At 59.8% G+C, this 24,430-nt stretch carries 23 protein-coding genes; 15 read left to right on the top strand and 8 right to left on the bottom strand.

Annotated features, from left to right (window positions below; translation table 11 throughout):
- Position 1 precedes the first annotated feature (1 nt).
- Both VL130_RS16175 and VL130_RS16180 read left to right on the top strand, forming a co-directional pair.
- Entirely contained in the window at positions 2-763 is a 762-nt protein-coding gene (locus VL130_RS16175; RefSeq protein WP_325364399.1) for an SDR family NAD(P)-dependent oxidoreductase, read from the top strand.
- Between the two features lie 137 nt (positions 764-900).
- Positions 901-3,039, top strand: a complete 2,139-nt coding sequence (locus VL130_RS16180) for a malate synthase G (protein ID WP_325364401.1) — start codon at positions 901-903, stop codon at positions 3,037-3,039.
- On the opposite strand, the gene VL130_RS16185 is transcribed toward VL130_RS16180, so the two are convergent.
- Positions 3,036-3,854, bottom strand: a complete 819-nt coding sequence (locus tag VL130_RS16185) for an IclR family transcriptional regulator (protein WP_325364403.1) — start codon at positions 3,852-3,854, stop codon at positions 3,036-3,038. The genes VL130_RS16180 and VL130_RS16185 overlap by 4 nt on opposite strands.
- A gap of 200 nt (positions 3,855-4,054) precedes the next feature.
- On the opposite strand from VL130_RS16185, the gene VL130_RS16190 reads away from it, so the two are divergent.
- Together VL130_RS16190 and VL130_RS16195 are read left to right on the top strand one after the other, a co-directional pair.
- Positions 4,055-4,720: a hypothetical protein gene (locus tag VL130_RS16190; RefSeq protein ID WP_325364405.1), complete on the top strand. Its 666-nt coding sequence runs from the start codon at positions 4,055-4,057 to the stop codon at positions 4,718-4,720.
- A gap of 101 nt (positions 4,721-4,821) precedes the next feature.
- The gene (locus VL130_RS16195) at positions 4,822-7,170 is read left to right on the top strand and encodes a glycoside hydrolase family 127 protein (RefSeq protein WP_325364407.1); all 2,349 of its coding nucleotides are present in this window, start codon (positions 4,822-4,824) and stop codon (positions 7,168-7,170) included.
- Here the strand turns inward: VL130_RS16195 and VL130_RS16200 are convergent.
- The gene (locus VL130_RS16200; protein WP_325364409.1) at positions 7,167-8,126 is read right to left on the bottom strand and encodes a class 1 fructose-bisphosphatase; all 960 of its coding nucleotides are present in this window, start codon (positions 8,124-8,126) and stop codon (positions 7,167-7,169) included. The genes VL130_RS16195 and VL130_RS16200 overlap by 4 nt on opposite strands.
- 206 nt (positions 8,127-8,332) lie before the next feature.
- Between VL130_RS16200 and VL130_RS16205 the strand changes: the two genes are divergently transcribed.
- The 7 genes from VL130_RS16205 (at position 8,333) to VL130_RS16235 (ending at position 12,843) form a co-directional block, all read left to right on the top strand.
- Positions 8,333-8,527, top strand: coding sequence for a hypothetical protein (locus VL130_RS16205; protein ID WP_325364411.1), 195 nt, complete (start codon positions 8,333-8,335; stop codon positions 8,525-8,527).
- Positions 8,528-8,598: 71 nt separating this feature from the next.
- A complete protein-coding gene (locus VL130_RS16210; RefSeq protein WP_325364413.1) occupies positions 8,599-8,952 on the top strand; it encodes an Hpt domain-containing protein in 354 nt (117 codons plus the stop codon).
- 103 nt (positions 8,953-9,055) lie between these two features.
- On the top strand, positions 9,056-9,385 hold the full coding sequence (locus VL130_RS16215; RefSeq protein WP_325364415.1) for a 2Fe-2S iron-sulfur cluster-binding protein: 330 nt from the start codon (positions 9,056-9,058) through the stop codon (positions 9,383-9,385).
- 36 nt (positions 9,386-9,421) lie between these two features.
- Entirely contained in the window at positions 9,422-10,432 is a 1,011-nt protein-coding gene (locus VL130_RS16220; RefSeq protein ID WP_325364417.1) for a hypothetical protein, read from the top strand.
- Positions 10,419-10,865 (top strand): NUDIX domain-containing protein, encoded by a 447-nt coding sequence (locus tag VL130_RS16225; RefSeq protein ID WP_325364419.1) that lies wholly within the window; start codon positions 10,419-10,421, stop codon positions 10,863-10,865. Before VL130_RS16220 ends, VL130_RS16225 begins: the two co-directional genes overlap by 14 nt.
- Before the next feature lie 94 nt (positions 10,866-10,959).
- Positions 10,960-11,961 (top strand): YeiH family protein, encoded by a 1,002-nt coding sequence (locus VL130_RS16230; RefSeq protein WP_325364421.1) that lies wholly within the window; start codon positions 10,960-10,962, stop codon positions 11,959-11,961.
- Between the two features lie 9 nt (positions 11,962-11,970).
- On the top strand, positions 11,971-12,843 hold the full coding sequence (locus VL130_RS16235) for a LysR family transcriptional regulator (RefSeq protein ID WP_325364422.1): 873 nt from the start codon (positions 11,971-11,973) through the stop codon (positions 12,841-12,843).
- Here VL130_RS16235 and VL130_RS16240 read toward each other — a convergent pair.
- Positions 12,840-13,352, bottom strand: a complete 513-nt coding sequence (locus tag VL130_RS16240) for a GNAT family N-acetyltransferase (RefSeq protein ID WP_325364424.1) — start codon at positions 13,350-13,352, stop codon at positions 12,840-12,842. The genes VL130_RS16235 and VL130_RS16240 overlap by 4 nt on opposite strands.
- A 103-nt stretch (positions 13,353-13,455) precedes the next feature.
- Positions 13,456-14,316, bottom strand: a complete 861-nt coding sequence (locus VL130_RS16245; protein ID WP_325364426.1) for an SDR family oxidoreductase — start codon at positions 14,314-14,316, stop codon at positions 13,456-13,458.
- A 100-nt stretch (positions 14,317-14,416) separates the two neighbouring features.
- Between VL130_RS16245 and VL130_RS16250 the strand changes: the two genes are divergently transcribed.
- The 3 genes from VL130_RS16250 (at position 14,417) to VL130_RS16260 (ending at position 19,102) form a co-directional block, all read left to right on the top strand.
- Positions 14,417-14,845, top strand: coding sequence for a helix-turn-helix domain-containing protein (locus VL130_RS16250; protein WP_325364428.1), 429 nt, complete (start codon positions 14,417-14,419; stop codon positions 14,843-14,845).
- Between the two features lie 132 nt (positions 14,846-14,977).
- On the top strand, positions 14,978-17,365 hold the full coding sequence (locus tag VL130_RS16255) for a membrane-bound PQQ-dependent dehydrogenase, glucose/quinate/shikimate family (RefSeq protein ID WP_325364430.1): 2,388 nt from the start codon (positions 14,978-14,980) through the stop codon (positions 17,363-17,365).
- Positions 17,366-17,512: 147 nt separating this feature from the next.
- Positions 17,513-19,102, top strand: a complete 1,590-nt coding sequence (locus VL130_RS16260; protein ID WP_325364432.1) for a TadE/TadG family type IV pilus assembly protein — start codon at positions 17,513-17,515, stop codon at positions 19,100-19,102.
- A gap of 53 nt (positions 19,103-19,155) precedes the next feature.
- On the opposite strand, the gene VL130_RS16265 is transcribed toward VL130_RS16260, so the two are convergent.
- The 4 genes from VL130_RS16265 to dgoD form a co-directional block, all read right to left on the bottom strand.
- Positions 19,156-19,797 (bottom strand): 2-dehydro-3-deoxy-6-phosphogalactonate aldolase, encoded by a 642-nt coding sequence (locus VL130_RS16265; protein ID WP_325364434.1) that lies wholly within the window; start codon positions 19,795-19,797, stop codon positions 19,156-19,158.
- Positions 19,794-20,696, bottom strand: coding sequence for a 2-dehydro-3-deoxygalactonokinase (locus tag VL130_RS16270; RefSeq protein ID WP_325364436.1), 903 nt, complete (start codon positions 20,694-20,696; stop codon positions 19,794-19,796). Before VL130_RS16270 ends, VL130_RS16265 begins: the two co-directional genes overlap by 4 nt.
- A 134-nt stretch (positions 20,697-20,830) precedes the next feature.
- On the bottom strand, positions 20,831-21,691 hold the full coding sequence (locus VL130_RS16275) for an SMP-30/gluconolactonase/LRE family protein (RefSeq protein ID WP_325364438.1): 861 nt from the start codon (positions 21,689-21,691) through the stop codon (positions 20,831-20,833).
- 118 nt (positions 21,692-21,809) lie between these two features.
- A complete protein-coding gene (gene dgoD / locus VL130_RS16280; protein ID WP_325364440.1) occupies positions 21,810-22,991 on the bottom strand; it encodes a galactonate dehydratase in 1,182 nt (393 codons plus the stop codon).
- Positions 22,992-23,193: 202 nt separating this feature from the next.
- Between dgoD and VL130_RS16285 the strand changes: the two genes are divergently transcribed.
- On the top strand, positions 23,194-24,411 hold the full coding sequence (locus tag VL130_RS16285) for an acetyl-CoA C-acetyltransferase (protein WP_325364442.1): 1,218 nt from the start codon (positions 23,194-23,196) through the stop codon (positions 24,409-24,411).
- Positions 24,412-24,430 lie beyond the last annotated feature (19 nt).

Consider the following 24,430-nt stretch of genomic DNA (forward strand, 5'->3'; position numbering starts at 1 on the left):
GATGCTTTTACAGGGACAACGGATTCTGATCACAGGCGGATCGCGCGGCATAGGCCGGGGCGCTGCCCTTGAGTGCGCGAAGCATGGCGCCGATATCGCCATCAATGCCTCCGCGCCGTCGGAATCCGTCGATAGCCTTGTAAAAGAGATCGAAGGCCTGGGCCGCAAGGCGGTCGTCTATATCGGTGACGTGTCGCTGCCGGAAAGCGCGCCGGCCTTTATCGAGGCGGCGGTCAAAGGTTTGGGCGGGGTCGATCACATGGTCTCGAACGCCGGCATATGCCCGTTCCACAGCTTCCTCGATATGCCGGTGGAAGTCGTCAAACGCACGGTCGATGTCAACCTGATGGGCACCTATTACATGTGCCAGGCGGCCGCCAACCAGATGGTGAAGCAGGGAACAGGCGGCTCGCTGATCGCCATCAGTTCGATCTCAGCGCTCGTCGGTGGCGAGATGCAGACCCATTACACGCCGACCAAGGCCGGTATGCACTCGCTGATGCAATCGACCGCCATTGCGCTGGGCAAATATGGCATTCGCTGCAATTCGGTGCTGCCGGGGACGATCGAAACCGACATCAACAAGGAAGACCTGGCCGATGTCACCAAGCGCGACTATATGGAAAAGCGCATTCCGCTCGGTCGCCTGGGCGAGCCAGCCGATATTGGTAAGGTCGTGGTCTTCCTGGCCTCCGATCTGGCGGGTTATATGACCGGCGCCCATGTGCTGGTCGATGGCGGCTTGTTCGTCAATCTGCAATAGACGGTATTTATGGAAAATAAATTCCGCAATAAATACAATCTGTTTGTATTTATTTTCAAAAACGGAAATAATTTTCAGAAAAATTGACCTTTGGGCCATGTGGTTCATACTCCTGAATACGTTTCCGGAGATATCCCATGGCCCATATCGCCTTTGATCGCTATGCCATTGATGCTGAATTGCATCGCTTTATTACCGATGAAGCCTTGCCGGGTTCAGGCGTAAGCGCTGATGCCTTCTGGCAGGGATTGGCGGGATTGCTAGCGACGTTCAGCGGGCGTAATGCCGCGCTTCTGGCGCATCGGGATGATTTGCAAGCGCGGATCGACGACTGGCATAGTGGTAACGCTTTTGATGCCGCGGCCTATAAGGATTTCCTGCGTGAAATAGGTTATTTGCAACCGGAACCGCCGGCTTTTCAGGTTTCCACGCAGAATGTCGACGATGAGATCGCCCGGCTGGCCGGTCCGCAACTGGTCGTGCCCGTCTCGAACGCCCGCTATGCTTTGAATGCCGCCAATGCCCGTTGGGGCAGTCTCTATGATGCGCTCTACGCCACCGACACTATCGCGCCATCCGTTGCCACGCGGGGTTACGATGCCGAACGTGGCGCCCTGGTGCAAAAACAGGCGCGGGCGTGGCTGGATCAATTCGTGCCTCTGGCCGGCGCAAGCCACGCCGATGTGACAGCCTATACCGTCTCCGATGGTACACTGGTCGCGCAAACACCGGATGAGGCTATCGGCCTGCAAATCCCTGCCCAATTCGCCGGCTATACTGGTGCGCCCGATGCGCCCAAATCGGTCCTGTTGCGCCATAACGGACTGCATATGGATATCCTGATCGACCGGAATAGTCCGGTGGGGCGTCACGATCCGGCCGGTGTCGCCGATATTGTCATGGAGGCCGCATTGTCGGCGATCATGGATATGGAAGACAGCGTCGCCGCCGTCGATGCGGCGGACAAGATCGGTCTTTACCGCAACTGGCTGGGCCTGATGACGGGCGATTTGAGCGAAAGCTTTGAAAAGGGCGGGCAGACCCTGACGCGCGCCCTCAATCCGGACCGCACCTATACCGCACCGAATGGCAGCGGACTGACCCTGCACGGTCGCAGTCTGATGCTGTCGCGCAATGTCGGCCTGCATATGTATATCGACATGGTGCGCGATGCGGAGGGCAGGGCGGCGCCGGAAGGTCTGGTCGATCTGATGGTTACCGCTCTGATCGCGCGCCACGATGCCGGCAATAACAGCCGCAAGGCTTCCGCCTATATCGTCAAGCCGAAGATGCACGGACCGGAGGAGGTCGCCTTCGTCGTCGAGACCTTCGCCTTTGCCGAACAGGCGCTGGGCCTGCCGGCGAACACACTGAAAATCGGCATCATGGACGAAGAACGCCGCACCAGTGTCAATCTGATGGCCTGTATAGAGGCCGCGCACGAGCGGGTTTTCTTTATCAATACGGGCTTTCTCGACCGCACCGGCGACGAAATCCATACCTCAATGCAGGCGGGGCCGATCATGCGCAAGGGCGATATCAAGAACGCCAGGTGGATCAAGGCCTACGAGGACGCCAATGTCGATATCGGCCTGTTATGCGGCCTGCCGGGACATGCCCAGATCGGCAAGGGCATGTGGGCCGCGCCGGATATGATGAAGGATATGCTGGCGCAGAAGATCGGCCATCCGAAGGCCGCCGCCACGACCGCCTGGGTGCCGTCACCGACGGCCGCCACGCTCCACGCCCTGCATTATCATATGGTCGATGTCGCGGCGGTTCAGATGGAAACCGCCAAACGCCCGCGCGCCTCGGTCGATGATATCCTGACCCCGCCGCTGGCCGATCGGAACTATTCGCCGGAGGAGATCGCCGAGGAACTGGACAACAATCTGCAAGGCTTGCTGGGTTATGTCGTACGGTGGATCGACCAGGGCGTCGGCTGTTCCAAGGTGCCGGATATCCACGATGTCGGCCTGATGGAGGACCGCGCCACCTTGCGGATTTCCAGCCAGCATGTCGCCAACTGGCTCCGGCATGGCCTGATCAATGAGACAACGGTGCTGGCGCGGCTGAAGCACATGGCCCAGGTGGTCGACCGGCAAAATGCCGGTGACCCGGCCTATATCAACATGGCGCCGGGCTTCGACGGCATCGCTTTCAAGGCGGCCTGCGATCTGGTTTTTCAGGGCGCGTCACAACCCAACGGCTATACTGAATTCATCCTGCACAAGCGCCGCCGCGAAGCCAAACAGGCAGCAATGGTGCCTGCTTAGGTCAGCAGATGGCCGCCAATCAGTTGCGTAATCCTGTCGGCGGTCGCGCGGACGTGCGTGCCTAGTTCGGGCAAACGATCCGGCGTCAGGCGCGCCGAAGGACCGGAGAGCGATATCCCCGCTCGGGCCTCGCCAAATTCATTAAACACGGCCGCCGCGATGCAGCGCATCCCCGGATTGGCTTCCTCGTCATCGATTGACCAGCCGCGCCGGCGGATCGTCTCCAGCTCGTTGCGGAGTAACTCAGGATCGGTAATCGTCGCCGGCGTGAAGCGGGCAAGAGGTCGGCCACGCAAAAAGGGTTCGATCCGTTCCGCCGGCATTTCCGCCAGCAGCGCCTTGCCGATGCCGGACGCATGGATGGCGCGGCGCTGGCCAATGCCGAAGAAAGCGCGGATCGGCTCATGACATTCGACCTGCGACACGAAGACGACCTCGTAACCATCAAGCATCGCCATGTTGACGGTTTCGCCGGTCGCTTCCATCAGGTCTGTCATGGCGGGGCGCCCCGCCAGCAAAATCTTGTTGCGGCGCTGGAAGGCCATGCCGATACGCAGGGCCTCTATGCCGATCGACCATTTCTGGCTGACCTCATCGACCGTCACCAGATCATGATCTGCCAGTGTGCTGAGCAGGCGGTGGGTCGTCGAAGGCGGCAGGGCGGTCTTGTCGGCCAACTCGGTCAGGGTCAAGCCATCATGATCGGAGAGCGATTTCAGCAGGTCGAGCGCCTTTTTCAATGACTGATTGGTCTTTGCCTCCGGCTTGTCCTCACGCGGGCGCCCGCGTAGCCGCCGTCCTGTAAGCGAAGTCATGAACACTCCTTATGAGGCAATAGCGCAGTATATTGTATCCGGAAGAATGGAAAATGGAAATGGTTTTCAAAACGCTGGCCCGTCAAGTCGAATCGCCACGCGCTCAAAAGGCATATGGTGTTATTTTTTTATGTTTGTGCAGTGCAACTTTTGCGACTCTGTGGCATATCCGTTAAAAGCTCCTCATCGGAATAAAACCAATGTCAATCAGTGTTCGCCCTGCTGTCGTTAGCGATCATCGTTTTCTGGCTGAAATGATGTATGAATCCATGCTGCCGGTTGTGGGCCACGGTATGTTCGATGCTGCCCTGGAGGGGACAGGCGTTGACCCTGTGTCCTTTCACGAAGCCCTGCTGTTGAACGAAGCCAGCAACTGGGGGCAGCTTGACAGCTTTTTTATCCTTGAAGATGACGACGGGGCGCCGGGCGGCGTGATGGGCGCCTATTTTGCTAATCAGCCGGATTTACGTCCGCTGACAGCCGAGGGTTTCGAGCGCGTTGCCGCAAATTTGAACTGGTCCAAGGAAACGGCGCAGGGATTTTGGCGTAAATATGTATCGTTTTTCGGCTTTTTTGGCACAGCGCCGCAATTGCAGCATCCAGGGGAATATTTGTTGGAATTCGGCGCCGTTCGCGCCGACCTGCGCGGGCGTTTGCTCTACCGCCACATGGTTAAGGCGCACATCGAACGGGCGAAGGCGCGTGGCTACAAATCCGTTGGCAGTACGGGCGTTGCCGGAAATCTTGTCGTGGAACGCGCCATGGGCAGGCTCGGCTTCGAGGTCAGGGCGCGCTTTGGCCCGGAGTATTATCGCGGTCTTTTTCCGGGCATGGTCCGCCTGGTTTATGATATACCTGAAGATTGAAGGCCGTTTCTTCAATTGTATGAGTATTGACTCCCGTGGCCGTATCGTGATCGATAGGCTTATGGACACGCGCGGAAAGCGCGGTCGCAGGGAGTTGCCTCATGTTGACATTTTCACGCCGCACCGCTTTGGCGTCCGCCGCCGGACTAACGGCCGTCGCCGGCTTTACCGGCAAGGCACTTGCCTCTGGCAAGGCCGATGTGGCCGCGGTCACACCGTTTTCCCTGTCGGCCGTGCGGCTGAAACCCTCGCTTTTTCTGACCTCGATCGAAGCCAATCAGCGCTATCTCCTGTCGCTCGATCCTGATCGCTTTCTGCATAATTTCCGTCTCTATGCCGGACTTGAGCCAAAGGGCGCGCTTTATGGCGGCTGGGAGGCGCGGGGTATCGCCGGCCATAGCCTGGGCCATTATCAGTCGGCCCTGAGCCTGATGTATGCGCAGACCGGCAAGCCTGAGTTCAAACGACGCGCGCTCTATATTACCAGTGAACTGGCGGCCGTGCAGGCGAAAAACGGCGATGGCTATGCCGGCGGCACCAATGTCGACCGTAACGGCAAGACCGTCGATGGCAAGGTGATCTTTGAGGAAATCCGCCGCGGCGATATCCGCACGCAAGGGTTCGACCTCAATGGCGGCTGGGTGCCCATCTATACCTATCACAAGGTCCTGGCGGGCACGCTGGACGCCCATCACTATTGCGATGATCTGGCCTCGCTTCAGGTCGCCCTGGGGCTGGCCGATTATCTTGGCCGGATTTTTGAGGGCCTGTCCGATGCTCAGCTTCAGGAGATCTTCCGGGCCGAACATGGCGGCATCAATGAGTGCTATGCCGAACTCTATGCCCGCACCAACGACAAGCGCTGGCTGACCCTGGCCGAACGTATCCGCCACCGCGCCGTGCTTGATCCGCTGGCGGCGGGCCGTGATGAACTGGCCGGCAAGCACGCCAATACGCAAATTCCCAAGGTCGTCGGCCTGGCGCGCCTGTACGAAGTGGCGCCGACCGACCAGCACCGTCAGGACAGCGCCAAGGCGGCGTTGTTCTTCTGGGAAACGGTGACCAAGGATCACTCCTATGTCATTGGCGGCAATTCGGAATACGAACATTTCGGCGAGCCGCGCAAGCTCTCCAAACGCCTGGGCCAGCAGACCTGCGAGGCCTGCAACAGCTATAATATGCTGAGACTGACGCGCCACCTGTACGGCTGGTCGGGAGACGCCCGCTATTTCGATTTCTTTGAGCGCGCTCACCTCAATCACATCATGTCGCAGCAGGACCCGCAGACCGGCATGTTCACCTATTTCACGCCGCTGGCCTCTGGCTATGGTCGGGTGCATTCCTCGCCGAATAATGATTTCTGGTGCTGTGTCGGTTCGGGGATGGAAAGTCATTCCAAGCACGGCGAGAGCATCTGGTGGCGCAAAAACAACCGCGTGCTGGTCAATCTCTATTATGCCTCGACCCTTGATTGGGCGGAAAAAGGCGTCAAGCTAGACATGGATACGGAATTCCCGTTGAAAGAGACGGTATCCTTGCGCGTCAGCCAGGCCCGGTCGCCGTTTGAACTGGCGCTGCGCGTACCGGGTTGGTGCGCGGCCCCAAAACTGACGGTGAACGGCAAGGCTGTGCCCGCCCAGGCGCAGGACGGTTATCTTGTCCTGACCACACTCAAGGCCGGCGATGTCATTGGTCTCACTCTGCCGATGGCCGTCCATGCCGAAACCATGCCCGACGATGACCGGATGGTGGCCTTCCTCAATGGGCCACTGGTTCTGGCCGCCGATCTGGGGCCGAGTGACAAGCCGTGGGAGGGCTTCGATCCGGCGGTCGTTGCCGACAGCAATGACGGCGTATTGGTGCGGGCAGGCGAGACCTTCAGCCTCGGCACACACGGACAGCCGGACAAACTGGTGGTGAAGCCCTTCTATGGTCAGCACCATAACCGCACCGCTGTCTATTTCCGCCGCTTCACGCCCGCCGAATGGCCGAAAGCGGAAGCCGGCTATCGCGCCGCCGCCGCTGAAAAAGCGGATATTCTGCGTCGCACGGTCGATTCCATCCGCCTGGGCGAACAACAGCCGGAAACCGATCACGCGTTTGAGGGCACGCCCAACACCGCCGCCGTCAGCCACATCGCTGAGCGCGGGCGCATGATCAACAAGGGCTATTTCCAGTTTGTCATGGCCGTAAAGCCGGGGCCGCTCGATTTACAGGTCAGCTATAATGGCAGCGATCACAACAAAAGCTTCAACATCCTGATCGACGGTCAGGTGCTGGCGCATGAAACCCTGCCGGGCGAGGCCACGGTAGCGCGCACAGTCAAAACCTATCCGATGCCCGATCTGGCGGGCAAGGGCAAGGTGACGGTGCGTTTCGAGACCCCCACCGATCAGTGGACGACGGCCTATGAGTGCCGGATCATCGCCCGAAAGATCGAGACAGCCTAGGCTTTGTGATAGGCGGCGACGCGTTCGACTTCTTCGCGTGACCCCAGCACTACGCCTATGCGCTGGTGCAGGGCGTCAGGCTGGATATCGAGGATCGGATTGACGCCATCAGTCGCCGCACCGCCGGCCTGTTCGATCAGCAGGGCGATGGGGTTGGCCTCGTACATCAGGCGCAGCTTGCCGATACCCTTACGGCTGTCGACCGGATACATGAAGATGCCGCCGCGTGTCAGCACGCGGTGGACATCGCCGACCATCGAGGCCAGCCAGCGCATATTGAAATCGGCCTCACGCGGGCCGGTCTTTCCCGCCAGGCATTCGTCGATATAGCGGCGGACCGGCGGCATCCAGTGGCGGTGGTTTGACATGTTGATGGCGAATTCGCGCGTGCTGGCCGGGATGGTCATCTGCGGTACGGTCATCAGCCAGTCGCCCGTTTTCTGATCCAGCGAAAAGGCGGATACACCGGCGCCCAGAGTCAGAACCAGGGTGGTTTGCGGGCCGTAGATGGCATATCCCGCGGCTAGCTGCCTGCGGCCCGGTTGCAGCACATCCGCTTCGGTCACCTCGCCCTCGGGGGCTTTCAGGATGGAGAAAATGGTGCCGACCACACCATTAACATCGACATTGCTGGAACCGTCAATCGGATCGAAGACGAGCAGATATTCGCCACCCGACAACGGATAAATCTCTTCCATTTCTTCTGAGACGAGCGCGGCCACATGGCCGCCCCAGCGTTTGGCATCTAACATCATGTCATTGGCGATGACATCGAGCTTTTTCTGCACCTCGCCCTGAACGTTTTCCTGTTCGAGCGCGCCGGTCAGGCCGTCGATGGCGCTGGTATTGACCGCATGGCCGATATCGCGGCAGGCGTCGGCGACGGCCTTGATCAGTTGACGCAGGGAGTCTGGGGCGGATTGTTCGGCAAGGAAACGGGAGAGGGGCGTGAGCATGGCATCCAGTGTGGCTTGTTATTGTTGCCGCGCACCATAGCGAAATTCGCAAAACACGCTACCCCGCTTACATCGATCAGGCGATGTTAAGGTTAACTATTTCCCGTTTTGGGCGTATTCCACAAGAATTATTAACCTGTTGTTAACAAAGAGTGGCGGGCTGTCCCGAAACCTGATTACCTGCCAATGTAATCAGGAGCTGTCCCATGCTGGCCAGGATCAAGCGTCTCGCGCCCTATTTTCTCCTCGGCCCTGTCAGTGGTCCGCTGGTGGCCGGCATCGTGCATAATATCCGTGGCGGACGCCCGGTTCTGGGGGCCATGTATGCGGTCCTGCTGCTGGAATTCATCTACCTGCTGCCGGTATTGTCCGCAAAATATATCCCGACCCTCATGCACTGATCTCAATCCGGCTTGCCGCAAGCGGTCGGACGTACCACAGTGATCTCCCTGATTCCTTGCGAGAGAGACACATGGCCTTGCGTGACGTCACCGGCGCGGTCGATTTCGGCCACCTCGAAGCCTATACCCTGAATGACGCCGTGGTGATGGAGGAGGTCTTGCGCATCTTCCAGCAACAATGCGAGCTATGGTCACCCTTGCTGACAACGGGTCACGCCGGCTGGCGCGATGCGGCCCATACCATCAAGGGCGCGGCAGCGGGGATCGGCGCGGGACTGCTGGCGGCGGCGGCGGAAGCGGCCGAGCGCGGCGACGCCGAGGGGGCGGATTTCCGGCTGGAAAAGATCAAATCGGCCATGAACGCCGCCCAGCATGACGTGGCGGCCTATCTTCACGAACTGCAACTGAGGTCTTTGCGCGGTTAAGCCTGGCTGACGCAAAGGGCTGGCATTTATGGCTTGGCATTTCGGGGCCGGCTCTTTAAACGCACACGCAAGACCTTATCTTTCAGTGAACCAGAGAGCCGGCATGAGCGACGAAGAGCTGCATATCATCTGTACCGACCGCGAAGGCGTGGTCCATACCCTGCCGGCGCTCGAAGGCTGGCGGATCATGGAAATCATCCGTGACAACGGTCTGCCGATCAAGGCCGAGTGCGGCGGCTGCCTGGAATGCGCCACCTGTCATGTTTATGTCGCCGATGCGTGGCAGGACAAGCTGGTGCCGAAATCCGACGAGGAAGATGAAAAGCTCGATGAAGCCTTCAATGTGAAGCGCAATTCACGTCTCTCCTGCCAGATTCTGATGCGCGATGATCTAAACGGTCTTGAGGTCACGCTGGCGCCTGAAACGGACTAAGTTACGAAATGTCCGGGGCATTTAAAGGGGCAATCAATGCGTTTTAAAACTCTGCTGGCGTCTTTGCTGATCGGTTCGGCCCTGGCTGGCGGCGCCTGGGCCTGGGGCTCATCGGGCCACCGCATGATCGGCGAAATGGCGCTTAAATCGCTGCCGGACTATATGCCGACCTTCCTGCGCACGCCGCAGGCGGTTGCCGATGTTGGCGAATATGCCCGCGAGCCCGACCGCTGGCGCGGCGCCGGCAAGGTTCACGACAACGACCGCGATATCGCCCATTTCATCGATCTGGATGACGACAGCAATACGCTGGCCGGCATTTCGCTCGATAACCTGCCGGCCAATCGCGCCGATTACGAGGCGGCCGTTCGCGCCAAGGGCATTGAGCCGTACAAAGCCGGTTACCTGCCTTACGCCACGGTTGACGCCTATCAGCAGGTCGTCAAGGACATGGCTTTCTGGCGTGTCCTGACCTTTGTCGAAGCGCGCGAAACCGACAGGGCGAAGAAGGCCTGGTACAAGGCCGATCTCGCCCGCCGCGAACAATTGACGCTGCGTGATATTGGCATCCTGGCGCACTATGTCGGCGACTCGACCAATCCGATGCACCTCAGCATCCACTATAATGGCTGGGGTGACTTCCCCAATCCGAACGGCTTTACCACGGAGAAGGTCCACTCACCGCTTGAAGGCGCCTATATCCACGATACCGTCAAGGAAGACGATATCAAGGCGGCGATGGGGGACTATACGCCATGCACGGCGCCGATCATGACCTGCGTCACCGCCCGCTTCAAGCCGAGCTTCGCCAAATTGGTGCCGATGTACCAGATGGAAAAGGACGGCGGCTTCGGGGCTGGTGATCCGCGGGGCAAGGCCTTCATGGTGGAGCGCCTGGGACGTGGCGCCGGCGATCTGCGCGACTCGCTGCTCGATGCCTGGCGCGATTCCAAGACGATGCAGGTGGGTTACAAGACCGGTAGCTATGATGACTTCGTTGGTGGCAGGATCGCCGATCCGTGGGAAGTTCTGTATGGCGACGATTAAGCAGTTCGGCCATTTTGACCCGTCTCTGACCTACAGACCACGCACCGGCGGCTATGGCATACTGGCGCGGGACGGCCTGATCGCCTGCGTTCGCATTGGTTATGACAATTACAGCTATGATTTCCCCGGCGGCGCGGCGGATGGCGATGAGACGCCGGCGCAGGCGGTGGTGCGCGAATTCGGCGAGGAAACCGGGCTGGTGGTCGAGGTGGTCCGTCCGGTTGCCGACCTGATGCACTATATCATCCACGAGGATGGCACGCCCTATAACAACCACAGTCATATCTTCGAGGTCCTGCAAACCGGCATTAATCCGGCGCTGAAATGTGAGGTCGATCATGAACTGGTCTGGCTCAATCCGCTACAGGTGATCACCAGCCTGAAAAACGAAGGCTATGCCTGGCCGCTGATCCTGTGGTTGCGTAATAAATAAAATTTACCGAACGATTTTATAAATTCAATCCATTGGATCGAATGAAGGTAAGCGGTTAGAAACGGAGCAATCAGACAGACTGAAAGCCGCGTTCATGACCGACATCGCCACCCGACAACCGGCTCGCCTGCCGGAAATTTTTCCCGGTGTGGTTATCGCGGCGCTGATCGGCGGGCTGGCCTTCGGGCTCCATCAATTACCGCATATGAATGTGGTGTCGCCGGCGATCCTGGCGGCCGTCTTCGGGCTTTTCCTGGCCCATGCGGTCAAAATACCGGAAAGGATGGAGGCGGGCATCGCCTTTTCCTCACGCAGCCTGTTGCGCTGGGCAGTCGCCTTGCTGGGCTTGCAGGTCAGTTTCGGACAGATCGCGGCCATCGGCTGGACCGGGTTTGCCGTTGTGGCCATCGGTCTGGCGGTCAGTTTCCTGACGATCCGCGCGCTTGGCCGCGCGCTTGGCGTGGCGCCCAAACTGGCCGAACTGATCGCGGCTGGCACCAGCATTTGCGGCGCTTCGGCGGTGGCGGGGGTCAACACGGCGACCGGCGCGGAGGATGAGGACGTCGCCTACGCAGTGGCTATGGTCACTTTGTTTGGCACGGCAGCCATGCTGCTCTATCCGCTGATTGATCATCTCCTGATGCTGGATTCGCGCCGTTATGGCCTGTGGGCCGGGGCTTCGATCCACGAGGTGGCGCAGGTGGTCGGCGCCACGGCGCAGATCGGGCCGGAGGCTACCCAAACCGGCACGGTCGCCAAGCTGACGCGCATCCTGTTGCTGGCGCCGCTGGTGATGGGGCTGCGTTTCGGCCGGCGGAAAGCCGCGGTTGGAAATGCCGGCGTGGGGATGCCCTTGTTCGTTGTCGGTTTTCTGGCTCTGGTGGCGGTGAACAGCCTGTTTGCCCTGCCGCATGAACTGACGGCCCTAGGCGGGCAGGTGTCCGGGTTCCTGCTGGCCGTGGCCCTGGGGGCGATGGGTTTGAAGACACATGTCGCCGCCTTGAAAGCGAAGGGCTGGGCGCCGCTTGTGCTCGGCGCACTGGGGACGCTGTTTATCTCGCTTTTTACACTGGGCCTGACCCTGGCTTTCGCCTAAACCTGAAAGATGACTTTAGAACAGTTACGCATCTTCATCGCCGTTGCCGAGCGCGAACATCTGACCCGTGCGTCGGAAGTGCTCAACCTGACGCAATCGGCGGTCAGTTCGGCCATCGCGGTACTGGAAGCCCGTTACGGCACGAAGCTGTTTGACCGCATCGGGCGTGGCATCGCGCTCACCGAAGCCGGGCGTCTGTTCCTGCCGGAGGCGCGGGCGGTGCTGGCGCGGGCGCGGGAAGCCGAACAGACCCTGCATGAAGTGACCGGCGGTCTGCGCGGGATATTGAAGATCGCCGCCAGCCAGACGGTCGCCAATTTCTGGCTGCCGGAACGGCTGGCGCGGTTTCACGCCGCCTATCCTGGTCTGACCCTGGAGCTTGAGATCGGCAATACTGACCGCGCCGTGGTGCAGGTTTTGGCGGGTGAGGCGGATATCGCGGTGGTGGAGGGGCGGCCGGACGATCCGCGCCTGGCCATAACCCCGCTGACCGGCGACAAACTGGTGCTGATCACGCCGGTCGGTTTTGCCTTACCGGACAGGCTGACCCAGGCGGACTGGGCCGGTTTTCGCCTTATCGTGCGCGAGGCGGGGTCGGGCACACGGCATATTCTGGAAGATTATCTCGGCGGAATGGATTTAAAGCTCGATGCCGGCAATATCGTTATGGAGCTGCCATCGAACGAGGCGGTGCGCGGCGTGGTCGAGGCCGGACTGGGTGTTTCGCTGCAATCCGAACTGGTGGCGCAGCGGGCGATCCGGGCGGGTTTGCTACAGGGGCGAGAGATCGGCCTGCCGCCGCGATCCTTTTATCTGGTCCGCTTGAAAGAGCGCAGCGGCACTCGCGCGGAACAGGCTTTCATGGATATTTGCAAAGCTTAAGGCCGCTGCAGGATGAATTCGTCATCGAGCGTCTGCCCGACCGCGAACTGGTATTCTCCGACCCGTTCGAAACCGCAGGCGTTGTAGAGTGCCTGCGCCTTGTGGTTCTGGCTCCACACGCCGATCCACTGGGGATTGCCGGGATAGGTTTCGGTCATCCAGTCGATGGCGATGGTCAGCAGCCACTTGCCGAGTCCCTTTCCCTGCTGGCTGGAATGGACGTAAAGGCGCTTCAGTTCGCCCGCGTGCTTCGGATCGGCATCGGGGTGGGGCAGGCCGACCGGCCCGCATTGCAGATAGGCCACCGCGTCATCGCCGTCATAAACGATGCGCCAGAACTGCGCCGGATCGGCAAGATCTATTTCCAGTTGCACAGGCGCATAGGATTTGATCAGAAAAGCACTGAGGTCTTCCGGCGGATAGAGATGGCCGAAAGTCTCTTTGAAGGTTTCTATCGCCAGTTGCGACAGGGCCGGGATATGGCGGGGGTCGACGGGAAGAATGCGCATGGTCGCTTGATAGCCTGTGTGCGTGACCTAGGCAAGAAACCCCACCACCACGCGGGCAATGCCCGCGTGGTCCTCCTCCCCACCAAAGGTGGGGAGGTATAGTTTAGAATGCCGCCCTGTTGGCTTCAAAGAAGGCGCGCAGGGTTTCGGGTTTGCGGCCGGTCAGTTTTTCGACATCACCGGTCAGGATATCGAAGCCGCCTTCGCGGGTGGTGGTGTCGAACGAGACCAGCATGGGGATGAGGACTTCCGGCACGCCCGCCGCCTTCATGCCGCCGGCCAGTTGTTCGTCGGTCAGGTCGACCACGGCCAGCGGCTTGCCCGCGATTTCGGACGCCAGGGCGGCGATCTGTTTGGTGGTGAACAGTTCCGGGCCGGTAAGCGTCAGGATTTCGTTGGTCGAGGGCTTGCTGAGCGCGGCGGCGGCCGAGCGGGCGACATCGGCATGAGAAACATGCGCCTGCTTGCCTTCGCCAGCGGAGGTATAGAGCGTGCCCGAAGCAAAGGCGCCGGGCAGGCTCAACAGCAGGTTTTCCTGATACCAGGCGTCGCGCAGGACCGTATAGGGGCGGCCACTGGCGATGACGGCCTTTTCCGTGCCGGCATGATCGGGGGCGAAGATGACGGCCGAGCCTTCGGGCTTTGGCATAGAGGTGTAGATGATTTCGGCGCCGGCGTCCGTGGCGGCCTTGACGGCGACGAGGTGTTGCCTGAGACGTTGGCCGGAACCGAGCGAGTCGGTCGAGATGATCAGGATGCGATCGACGCCTTTGAAGGCGGCGGCCAGCGAAGCGGCGTCATCGAAATCGGCGGTGCGGGTTTCGGCGCCCTTTGCGGCGAGATCGGCCAGTTTGGCGGTGTCGCGCGAGGCAGCGATGATGTGATCTTTACCGCTTTCCAGCAGCAGGCTGACGACGTGACGGCCGAGCTTGCCATTGGCACCGGTGACGAGCAGATTGGACATGATGGTTCCTTTGTGATATATGGTTACTAAATGAGACTTGATTTAAAATAGAGCGTTGCGCCGGTCTGTAAAGACGGCAGTTTGACGGGAGATAGTTACCTTGAAGGAACCACATATTACGCCTGTCCTGCGCGAAGCAATGCAGGGAATCATGATCCAGGTCGGCGGGAAGGTCGACAGCAGTAAGTGTCCGGTGCGCGATGTGCTCGATCATATTGGTGATAAGTGGTCGAGCCTGCTGATGGTAGCGCTCGGTGCTCGCCCGCATCGTTTCGGCGAACTGAAACGCGCCGTGCCGGATATCTCGCAACGTATGTTGACCCAGACCCTGCGCGATCTGCAACGCGATGGGCTGGTCAGCCGGCATGTCTTCCCCACCTTGCCGCCCTCGGTCGAATACCGCCTGACGCCGCTCGGCGAATCGATGATGCCCGCTCTCATGGGGCTGATGAAATGGGCCGCCGATCATCATGATCAGATCCGTCACGCCCGGCTGGTCTATGCGGAGGCCCAAACTGAAGCCGCCTGATAACTGCTTCCGGCTTTGCCCGGCCAAGCGGTAACACTTTGAATTTTTATTTTTCAAAGCCTACGCTGATATAGTTGAATTTGAAACGAGTTTCGACAGCCCGTTGGACCGCCGAAACCAGCGGAGGGTGCCATGACGGGACTATTGTCAAAAGTGGAGGCGGGCTGGCCCGCGAAGGTGTTGGGCGTGGTGCTGGCGGTGATCGGGGTGATCCTGATTGTCGGTGGCGTCCAGTTGGCCATGCTGGGCGGCAGTTGGTATTACCTGCTGGCCGGTTTGGCGCTGGCGGCATCCGGCGGCCTGATCTTTACCGGGCGGGTGCTCGGCGCCTGGGTCTATATCGCCACCTTTATCCTGACGGTTTTGTGGGCTTTCAGCGAGTCCGGTCTCAATGGCTGGGCGCTGGTGCCGCGTGTGATCGCGCCGCTGGTGCTGCTGCTGTTCGTCGTCGGTCTTCTGCCGTCGCTTCTGCCTGACGAGGGCAAAAAACGCCGCTGGCAGGGCTTTGCCGGCATCGCCGCGTTTGTCGTTTTGCTGGGGCTGGCGGTCGGTATCACTAACCGGTCGGGCGTGCAGTCTCCGGTAGCCGAGGCGGGCAACACCCTGGCCTTCGATACTGCGGCTGCGGCCGGTAGGGAATGGCCGACCTATGGCGGCGGACCGAGCGCCCAGCGCTATGCCGACCTCAACCAGATCAATGCTGATAACGTCAAAAACCTCAAGGTCGCCTGGACCTATCGCACCGGCAATCAGCCCGACAAATGGGGCGCAGAAACCACACCGATCAAGGTCGGTGATACGCTTTATGGCTGCACCGGCATGAATGAGATGTACGCGCTCGACCCCGCCACCGGCAAGAAGCGCTGGAGTTTCGATCCCAAGGTGCCGAACGAGGCCATTCCCTATACCGCCGCCTGCCGGGGGGTTACCTATTACAAGGTGCCGGCGGCGGCTCCCGGCAGCCCGTGCGCCGAACGGATATTCGAGGGCACGCTCGACGGCCGCGTTATCGCCGTCGATGCGCGTAATGGCCAGCCGTGTCAGGGCTTCGGCACCGGCGGGCAGGTGAAGATCACCGAGGGCATGGGCAAGATTATCCCGTCGATGGTCGCCATCACCGCCGCGCCGGCCATCGTGCAGGGGGTGGTCGTCACCGGTCATCAGGTTCAGGACGGCCAGTACAAATGGGCGCCTTCGGGTGTCATTCAGGGCTATGACGCGATCACCGGCCAGCTCCGTTTCGCCTGGGACATGATGCGCCCGGACCGGACCGGCGCACCGCCGCCGGGAGACACCTATATACGGGGCACGCCCAACATGTGGACCACCGCCACGGGCGATGAGCAACTCGGCTATGTCTACCTGCCGATGGGCAATTCGGCGGCGGACTATCTCAGCGGCCAGCGCCGTCCGGCGGAGAAGATGTATTCGTCAGGGCTTGTCGCGCTCGATGTCAAGACCGGCAAGCCGGTCTGGGTGTTCCACACGGCGATCAATGATGTCTGGGACTACGACCAGGGTTCGCAGGTGTCGCTCGTCAACTTCCCGGTGAATGGCCAGATGGTGCCGGCGATCCTGCTGCCGACCAAGCAGGGCGATTTCTACGTGCTTGATCGCCGCACCGGCAAGGCGCTGACCGAGGTCGGCCAGATGAAGGCTGAGGTCGGTGGCGTCGAGCCGCAGGAACGCAGCCCGGTTCAGCCCTTTTCAAAGTATCAGAATGTCCGTGAGAAGGACATGACGGAGGCGTCGATGTGGGGCATGTCGCCGATCGACCAGATGATCTGCCGCATTCAGTTCCGCAAGGCGAGCTATACCGGTCCCTATACGGCGCCGACGCTTGACCGGCCGTTCATTGAATATCCGGGCTATAATGGCGGCTCGGACTGGGGCAGCGTGGCGGTAGATCCGCGTCGCGGGGTGGTGGTCGCCAACTACAACCTGACGCCCAACTATGACCGCCTCCTAACCCGCAAGGAAGCGGATGATCGCGGCATTTACGCTGTCGGCGATCCGAGGAACACCGGCAAGAGCGGCGCCGAAGGGGCCGGTGCGCAGGAAGGCGCGCCCTTCGCCATCGATGTCAATGCCGGCTGGCTTCTGCCTTTCACGGGTATGCTGTGCAAGCAGCCGCCTTACGGGGGCATCCGGGCCTTTGATTTGAAAACCGGCAAGACCCTGTGGGATCACGCCTTTGGCGATGCCCGTCGCAACGGCCCCTTCGGCATCCCGTCATTGCTGCCGATCACCATTGGCACGCCGAATAATGGCGGGCCGGCGGTGACGGCGGGCGGGCTGATCTTTATCGCCGCGACGACGGATAATCAATTCCGCGCCATCGATATCCGCACAGGCAAGACCCTTTGGCAGGCTACCCTGCCGGCTGGCGGCCAGGCCAATCCGATGATCTATGAGCAGAATGGCCGGCAATATGTAGTTATCATGGCCGGCGGGCACCATTTCATGAAGACGCCCGAAGGTGATTACCTGATCGCCTACGCCCTGCCGGAAAAGAAGTAAGCCAGAAGCCCGTCCGGAACCGGTGGTTTCGGCGGGCGCTCATGGCTGGTTAATAAATATAGCTGGATCGTTTACTACGTGTGATCTCTATTTTTTAAACATATGATGGCAAGACTGCTGACGGGCGAAATTTTTATGGGGCCAGTCATGTCTGCAAAATCCGGGCTGTGGAACAGGTTCCAAAGCCATACGGGCGGTAACGTCGCTATCATTTTCGGTTTGAGCGCCTTGTTTCTGGTCGCCATAACCGGCGGCGCCATCGATTTTTCACGCATCAATGACGCGCGCAACAAGATGCAGGATGCTGCGGATATCGCCGTCCTGCGCGGCGCTCTGACCGCCAGTCAGGGCGATGATATCTCCGGGAAAGCGGCGCAGCAGGCCTTTGATGACAATTTCGATGATAAAGATGTTACGCTGGGCGAACATAGCCTCAAGAAAACCGTCGTTAGCAATGTCTCGAAACTGAACTATACGGCGACGGCGACGATCAAGCCGATTTTCCTTGGCCTGGTCGGTCTGGGCACGCAGACCCTGACGGTCAGTTCCACCGCCCAGTCCGAGATCAATCCGTTCGAGCTGGCGTTCGTACTCGATGTCACCGGTTCGATGAACGATAACAGCAAACTGACCAACCTGAAATCGAGCGTCACTTCGGTGCTGAATTCATTGCTCGACGCCAACGGCCAAAACAGCTCCAAGGTCAAGGTCGGCGTGGTGCCGTTCAATACGCAGGTGCGGATGCCGACGAGCGCGACCAACGCCTATGTTGATTATACCAAGTGCTCGACGACTGAAAATAAAGTTACGGGCCGTTATTACGCCTGTCTGGCCGCATATCAGGTCTATAACGCGATATGTAACGACGCCAAGTCCAGCAACAAATCCAGTTGCCTGTCAAATGCAGCGTCAAAAATGTTCTACATGCTGGATAATTCCGCAGGCACATATTCAGCGACGGCCAGGTCATATGAAAAAATCGCCAAGAATAATTACACGCTTTATACCTCTACGGTCACGGTCACCATCGATCCGGCAACGCACAAAATAACGTCCGCGCCTCCTGAATATTCGGCAAATAAGAATCAACCCGATTATTCGGCCTATACCAACTACAACCCGACGGATTACACACCCTTCTCGCCGATAAAAACCAATTATGCGAGCAGTTGGACCGGCTGCCTTGTGGATCGCGGTCAGCCCTATGATACCCTGGCAGACGCCTACAATGCCGATATCCCCGACAGCGCCTATCCGGCTGTGGACTGCAACAGTTCGTCGCCTAAGGTGATACAGGATATGAAGACAAGCATCAGCGAAACGAAAACCTACGTGAATGGCTTGACGGCCAATGGCAGTACGAACATCACCATTGGCGTGCAGATGGGCATGGAATTGCTGTCTCCGGAGGCGCCCTATACTGAAGGCGTGGCCTGGGGCGATCCGAAGATGGACAAGTATATGATCCTTGTCACTGATGGCGAGAATACGGGAGATCGTTGGTACGGTCAGAGCCAAAGTAGTTCCATCGATGCCCGCACGGCCCTGGCGTGTCAGGCGGCGAAGGATAAGGGGATCACCGTCTTTGTGGTTCGCGTGATGGAGGGTAACAGCAGCATGTTGCAAAAATGCGCCAGCAAGACGATCTATTACTACGATCTCAAATCGGCGTCGCAACTGAATGCCACGATGGCGGATATCTTCATGCGGATCGGCAAACTCAGGATCGTGCAGTAAGTCTCACCTGAATGAAAAAGCCGCCGAAAGCGATTTAGCTTCCGGCGGCTTTTTTATGCTTTGTGAAGCGCTTCCCAGCCTTCGACGAAGGCCCTGGCCTTCTTGTAGACGATCTCCGGCGTATCGCCCGGCTTGAAGACCGCCGAGCCGATACCGAAACCGGCAGCGCCGGCCTCAAGGAAATCCTTCATATTGTCAGGCGTGACGCCGCCGACCGGAAAGACCGGAATATGCTTCGGCAACACCGCCTTCATCGCTTTCAGGCCGGTGGTGCCGGCCAGTTCGGCGGGGAACAGCTTGATGGCGTCGGCGCCGGCATCGATCGCCGAAAAGGCCTCGGTCGGCGTGAAAAAGGCCGGGAAGGAAATCAGGCCGAGCGCCTTGGCGCGGCGGATAACGTCCGGATTAGCGTTGGGCGAAATGCAGATTTGCCCGCCGGCCGCATGAAGCGTCTCGACATCGGCGACTGTCAGCACCGTACCGGCGCCGACAATGGCGCGCTTGCCGAGCGTCTGAACCAGCCGCTTGATCGAGTCGAACGGATCGGGCGAATTGAGCGGCACTTCGACAATACGGAAACCGGCCTGTACCAGCATTTCACCGACATCGAGCGCTTCCGCCGGACGCAGGCCGCGCAGAATCGCCACCAGGGGCAAGGTTTTCAGGGCGTCCTGCCACTGTTCCATTAACGTCATAATACCAGTTTTCCTTCATGGGCGATGGCCCACAGACCCGCCGCCGCCGCCGCATCGCCATCATGGATGGTGATATCGGTAAAGCCGGTGTGGGTGAGGGCGCGTTTGTAGAGATTGCTGAGGGTGCCGTCGCCGACAATGCCGACCGGGCGAATGCCGTGGCGGATGCTCTCGGCGCGGATTTCCGAGCCGATCAGCAGGCCGGACATATAGGACGACAGGCTTTCCGGCTTGATGTGGCCGAACAGGCCTTCGGTGCGCACGGAAAAGATCAGCGACAGGAAGGATTTATCGGTCATGGCGCGATCAACACCCAGCTTGAAGGCGGTTTCATCGTCCTTGTCATTATCCATCAGGTCGCCGAGAATCGAGTGGCGTTTGAGGACCTGGAACATTTCGCCGGTCATATAGGAACTGAAGCCCTCGATGACGTTTTCTTCCACCACGGCCCATTTGGAGTGGGTGCCGGGCAGGACGAACACGCCGTCGCCTAAGCCAAACAATTGGGTTTCCTCGCCGCGCATGACATTGAGCAGGCCCTCGTGATCGGCCGGGGCGCGAAGGCCAGGCACGATCTTCACTTTCAGTTTTTCGGATGGCGCATCGACCAGATGGGTGGCGATGTCCTTCAGGCTCGACGGGCAGGCCTGATAGGGCGCTTCGACCCAACCGGTACGCGAGCCGACCATGCCGGAGAGCAGGATCGGCAGGTCCGGGCGGTCGAAATCGCCCTTCATGACCGACAGCAGGGCCTGTTCGAAGGTCAGGACGCCGAGGTTTCTCAGGCCGATATTAGCGGTGTGCTTGGCGATGATCTGGCCATCGGTGCCGAAAAGGAACAGGCGGAAATTTGTAGTGCCCCAGTCAGCGGCTATCAGGGCGGGTGCAGCGTAGGTCATGTGATCAATCTTCATGGAATCCGATATTTACGCGGCGGGTTTAGCATCACGCGGACACCTTATCCACCGGAGTTTTACCGGCGGTACGCGGAGGCGTTCAGAAGGTGTTGCAATCCATGTCCGGTGGTCACGGATCAGCCCTTGAACTGTTGGGGGGCAAGGCCGGTGTGGCCACGCAGCAGCGGCGCGGGGATCTCGAACAGGGTGCCGCCTTCGCGGTCTTCCGGCAGGCCTTCCGCCGCTGAGGTGACGAACACGCGGTCGAGCGTATCGCCGGCGAAGCAGAGCGAAGTGATCTGCTTGGCGGGCAGGTCGATGGAGAAATCGACCGTGGCGTCGGGATTGAAGCGGGTGACGCGGCCAGGGCCCCAATGCGCGATCCAGATGCCGCCTTGTGCGTCGGTGGTCATGCCGTCCGGGCCACCCCAGTCTTCCGGGAAGGTCAGCCACAAGGTCTTGTTGGCCAGTTCGCCGTCGATGACGTCGAAGACGTAGATTTCGTTCTTGCCGGTATCCGTATGATAGACGGTGGCGTGGTCGGCCGAGAAGGTCGGCCCGTTGGCGATCTTGTAGGGGCCATCGACCTCCTGCCACGAAAGGTCGGTGTTCAGGCGGTAAAACGCGCCGGAAACCTTGGTGATCGGCTTGTGCATGGAGCCAGCCCAGATGCGGCCAAGATCGTCGGCCTTGGCATCGTTCAGGCGGTTTTCCGGTTCGTGCGGATAGGGCGTGGCAATATGCTTGATCGTCAACGGTTCAAGCGTGACCTCGGCGAAGCCCGACATCAGGCCAGCGATGAAGCCGCCTTGCGCGCGTTCGATTACCCAGCCGATCGGTTCGGGGAAGTGCCAGGTCTTGCTTTCGCCGCTGAGGTAATAGGCGTGCAGGTTGTGCGACAGGATATCGACCCAGTAGACGCATTGATCGCGTTTCGACCACAAAGGCCCCTCACCAAGAATGGCGCCGGGAGCGGAGCGGCGGAGAATGGCGGTCATGGTTCCTGATCCTGTTTTTGTCTGAGTTAAGGCGTTTTAGGATAAGTGGTTGGGAAAGAAAAGCAAGATACCCCACCACCATTGCGCAGCAATGGTGGTGGGGTATCTTGCTTAGGTTCTACCATTCCCGCACGTAGCCATCCGGGCCGCGCCACGCCGGATTGCGCCACGGCGGGCAGTCCTTGGCCATTTCGCGCACCTTGTCCTCGTCGATCTCGACACCGAGGCCGGGGCCTTGCAGGGCTTCGACATAGCCATCCTTCACGTCGAACACTTCCGGGTTCTTCATGTAGAACAGCAGGTCGTGGCCGTTGGTATTGTAGTGGATGCCGAGTGACATCTCCTGAATGACATGGTTCGGCGTCGAAATCGCCAGTTGCATACAGGCGCCCAGGGCCAGCGGCCCCAGCGGTGAATGCGGGGCGATGGCGACATCATAGGCTTCGGCCATGGCAGCGATGCGCTTGCATTCCGAAATGCCGCCGGCGTGGCTGAGGTCTGGCTGGATGATATCGACGCAGGCCTTTTCAAAGAAGGGTTTGAAATCCCAGCGGCTGTACAGGCGCTCACCCAGGGCGATCGGCGTGGTGGTCAGTTTCGACAATTGCTCGATAGCCTCGATATGTTCCGAAAGCAGCGGCTCCTCGATGAACAATGGCCGCAATGGTTCCAGTGCATGGGCCAGTTGCTTGGCCATCGGCTTATGAACGCGGCCGTGGAAATCCATGCCGACATCAAGGCCAAGGCTTTTCACCGAAGTGAAGCGTTCGATCACCTCATCGAGCACGCGCGGCGAATCGAGCCAGCCCATGTCTTCCGAGGCGTTCATCTTGACCGCCTTGAAGCCCTGCGCCAGCCGCGACTTGCCGGCGTCGATGACATCAGACGGCCGGTCGCCGCCGATCCAGGCATAGACCTGAACGCGGTCGCGCACCTGGCCGCCGAGCAATTGCCACACCGGCACGCCGAGACGGCGGGCTTTCAAATCCCACAACGCCTGATCGAAGCCGGACAGGGCCGACATCAGCACCGGGCCGCCACGATAAAAACCGAGGCGATAGAAGACCTGCCACATATCTTCGATACGGTCGGCGTCATGGCCGATAAAGCGTTCGCGGATTTCGGCGAAGGCGGCCTGTGTCGCCTCGGTATGCCCTTCCAGCGAGGCTTCCCCCCAGCCGACGGCGCCGTCATCGCTTTCGATCCGCACAAACAGCCAGCGCGGCGGCACGGCGAAGGTTTCTATCTTGCGGATTGTGGTTTTAGCGGCGATTGTTGAGAGAGGCGCGGAGGTATCCATATGTGTGTCCCGAAATTATCGTATAATTGACCTAATCCGTGAGGCGGAGCGGGTCAAGTAAATTGTATGATAATTAGATGCGCGGGACGCGAATTTCCGCCGGATTCCAGTAGATTATTTTTAGCGTTTATCTTGACGTTCGCGTAAACAAAGCGCATCTATGCGTCATCAAAAAATGCCCCCAAAGCAGAGGAACCTGTCCATGCCCAGTCCGGAAAATTCAGCCTATATCTATGATCATGTGCGGTCGCCGCGCGGCAAGGGCAAGAAGGACGGCTCGCTGCACCAGATTACGGCGCTTGATCTGTCGGCGCAGGTGCTGCGCACCCTGGCCGAGCGCAATCAACTCGATACGGCGATCGTCGATGATGTCTCGTGGGGTTGCGTGACGCCGGTCGGTGAGCAGGGCGGCGATATCGGCCGTGCCGCAGTGCTGGCCGCCGGTTATGCCGAAACGGTTCCTGGCGCGCAGGTTAACCGCTTTTGCGCATCAGGGCTTGAAGCCGTCAATATCGCCGCCGCCAAGGTGGTGTCCGGCGAGGCGGTCATGGCCATCGGCGGTGGCGTCGAGTGCATGAGTCGCGTGCCGATGGGCTCAGACGGCGGCGCCTGGGCCATAGACGTGGCGGCGGCTTTCCCGAGCCACTTCGTGCCGCAGGGCGTATCCGCCGACATGATCGCCACCAAGTGGGGCTTCTCGCGCACCGATGTCGACGCCTATTCGGTCGAAAGCCACAAGCGCTCGGCGCAAAGCTGGGCCGAGAAGCGCTTTGCCAGATCCATCGTGCCTATCAAGGATCAGATGGGCATTATTGCCCTGGATCACGATGAAACCATCCGCCCGGCGACCGACATGCAGACCCTGGGTGGTCTGAATCCATCCTTTGCCGCCTTCGGTGAAATGGCTTTCGACGCGGTCATCAACCAGCGTTATCCGGAAGTCGAGCGCGTCAATCACGTCCATACGCCCGGCAATTCATCGTCGATCGTCGATGGCTCCGGCGCGGTGCTGGTGGGATCGTTAGAGGCTGGCAAAATCACCGGCCTCAAGCCGCGCGCCCGCATCCTCGGCACGGCTTCGATTGGTTCTGAACCCTCAATCATGCTGACCGGCCCGTCCTACGTCACCGAAAAGGTGCTCAAGAAGCTCGGCATGGGCATCGGTGATATCGACCTCTACGAACTCAACGAAGCCTTCGCGGCCGTGGTGCTGCGCTACATGCAGGTGCTCGATATCCCGCACGACAAGATCAATGTCTGCGGCGGCGCGATTGCGATGGGCCATCCGCTGGGCGCGACCGGTGCGATGATCTTGGGGACCGTCCTCGATGAGCTGGAACGTTCCGGCAAATCAACCGCGCTGGTGACGCTGTGCGTCGGCGGCGGCATGGCTACGGCCACCGTGATCGAGCGCGTTTAAGAAAAGCAGGGAGAGACAC

The organism is Asticcacaulis sp., assembly GCF_035497195.1.
Taxonomy (GTDB): domain Bacteria; phylum Pseudomonadota; class Alphaproteobacteria; order Caulobacterales; family Caulobacteraceae; genus Asticcacaulis.

Excerpts from the sequence above, each read along its gene's own strand:
- VL130_RS16175 (WP_325364399.1), top strand. The coding sequence starts at position 2 with ATGCTTTTACAGGGACAACGGATTCTGATCACAGGCGGATCGCGCGGC.
- VL130_RS16180 (WP_325364401.1), top strand. The coding sequence starts at position 901 with ATGGCCCATATCGCCTTTGATCGCTATGCCATTGATGCTGAATTGCAT.
- VL130_RS16185 (WP_325364403.1), bottom strand. The coding sequence starts at position 3,854 with ATGACTTCGCTTACAGGACGGCGGCTACGCGGGCGCCCGCGTGAGGAC.
- VL130_RS16190 (WP_325364405.1), top strand. The coding sequence starts at position 4,055 with ATGTCAATCAGTGTTCGCCCTGCTGTCGTTAGCGATCATCGTTTTCTG.
- VL130_RS16195 (WP_325364407.1), top strand. The coding sequence starts at position 4,822 with ATGTTGACATTTTCACGCCGCACCGCTTTGGCGTCCGCCGCCGGACTA.
- VL130_RS16200 (WP_325364409.1), bottom strand. The coding sequence starts at position 8,126 with ATGCTCACGCCCCTCTCCCGTTTCCTTGCCGAACAATCCGCCCCAGAC.
- VL130_RS16205 (WP_325364411.1), top strand. The coding sequence starts at position 8,333 with ATGCTGGCCAGGATCAAGCGTCTCGCGCCCTATTTTCTCCTCGGCCCT.
- VL130_RS16210 (WP_325364413.1), top strand. The coding sequence starts at position 8,599 with ATGGCCTTGCGTGACGTCACCGGCGCGGTCGATTTCGGCCACCTCGAA.
- VL130_RS16215 (WP_325364415.1), top strand. The coding sequence starts at position 9,056 with ATGAGCGACGAAGAGCTGCATATCATCTGTACCGACCGCGAAGGCGTG.
- VL130_RS16220 (WP_325364417.1), top strand. The coding sequence starts at position 9,422 with ATGCGTTTTAAAACTCTGCTGGCGTCTTTGCTGATCGGTTCGGCCCTG.
- VL130_RS16225 (WP_325364419.1), top strand. The coding sequence starts at position 10,419 with ATGGCGACGATTAAGCAGTTCGGCCATTTTGACCCGTCTCTGACCTAC.
- VL130_RS16230 (WP_325364421.1), top strand. The coding sequence starts at position 10,960 with ATGACCGACATCGCCACCCGACAACCGGCTCGCCTGCCGGAAATTTTT.
- VL130_RS16235 (WP_325364422.1), top strand. The coding sequence starts at position 11,971 with ATGACTTTAGAACAGTTACGCATCTTCATCGCCGTTGCCGAGCGCGAA.
- VL130_RS16240 (WP_325364424.1), bottom strand. The coding sequence starts at position 13,352 with ATGCGCATTCTTCCCGTCGACCCCCGCCATATCCCGGCCCTGTCGCAA.
- VL130_RS16245 (WP_325364426.1), bottom strand. The coding sequence starts at position 14,316 with ATGTCCAATCTGCTCGTCACCGGTGCCAATGGCAAGCTCGGCCGTCAC.
- VL130_RS16255 (WP_325364430.1), top strand. The coding sequence starts at position 14,978 with ATGACGGGACTATTGTCAAAAGTGGAGGCGGGCTGGCCCGCGAAGGTG.
- VL130_RS16260 (WP_325364432.1), top strand. The coding sequence starts at position 17,513 with ATGTCTGCAAAATCCGGGCTGTGGAACAGGTTCCAAAGCCATACGGGC.
- VL130_RS16265 (WP_325364434.1), bottom strand. The coding sequence starts at position 19,797 with ATGACGTTAATGGAACAGTGGCAGGACGCCCTGAAAACCTTGCCCCTG.
- VL130_RS16270 (WP_325364436.1), bottom strand. The coding sequence starts at position 20,696 with ATGACCTACGCTGCACCCGCCCTGATAGCCGCTGACTGGGGCACTACA.
- VL130_RS16275 (WP_325364438.1), bottom strand. The coding sequence starts at position 21,691 with ATGACCGCCATTCTCCGCCGCTCCGCTCCCGGCGCCATTCTTGGTGAG.
- dgoD (WP_325364440.1), bottom strand. The coding sequence starts at position 22,991 with ATGGATACCTCCGCGCCTCTCTCAACAATCGCCGCTAAAACCACAATC.
- VL130_RS16285 (WP_325364442.1), top strand. The coding sequence starts at position 23,194 with ATGCCCAGTCCGGAAAATTCAGCCTATATCTATGATCATGTGCGGTCG.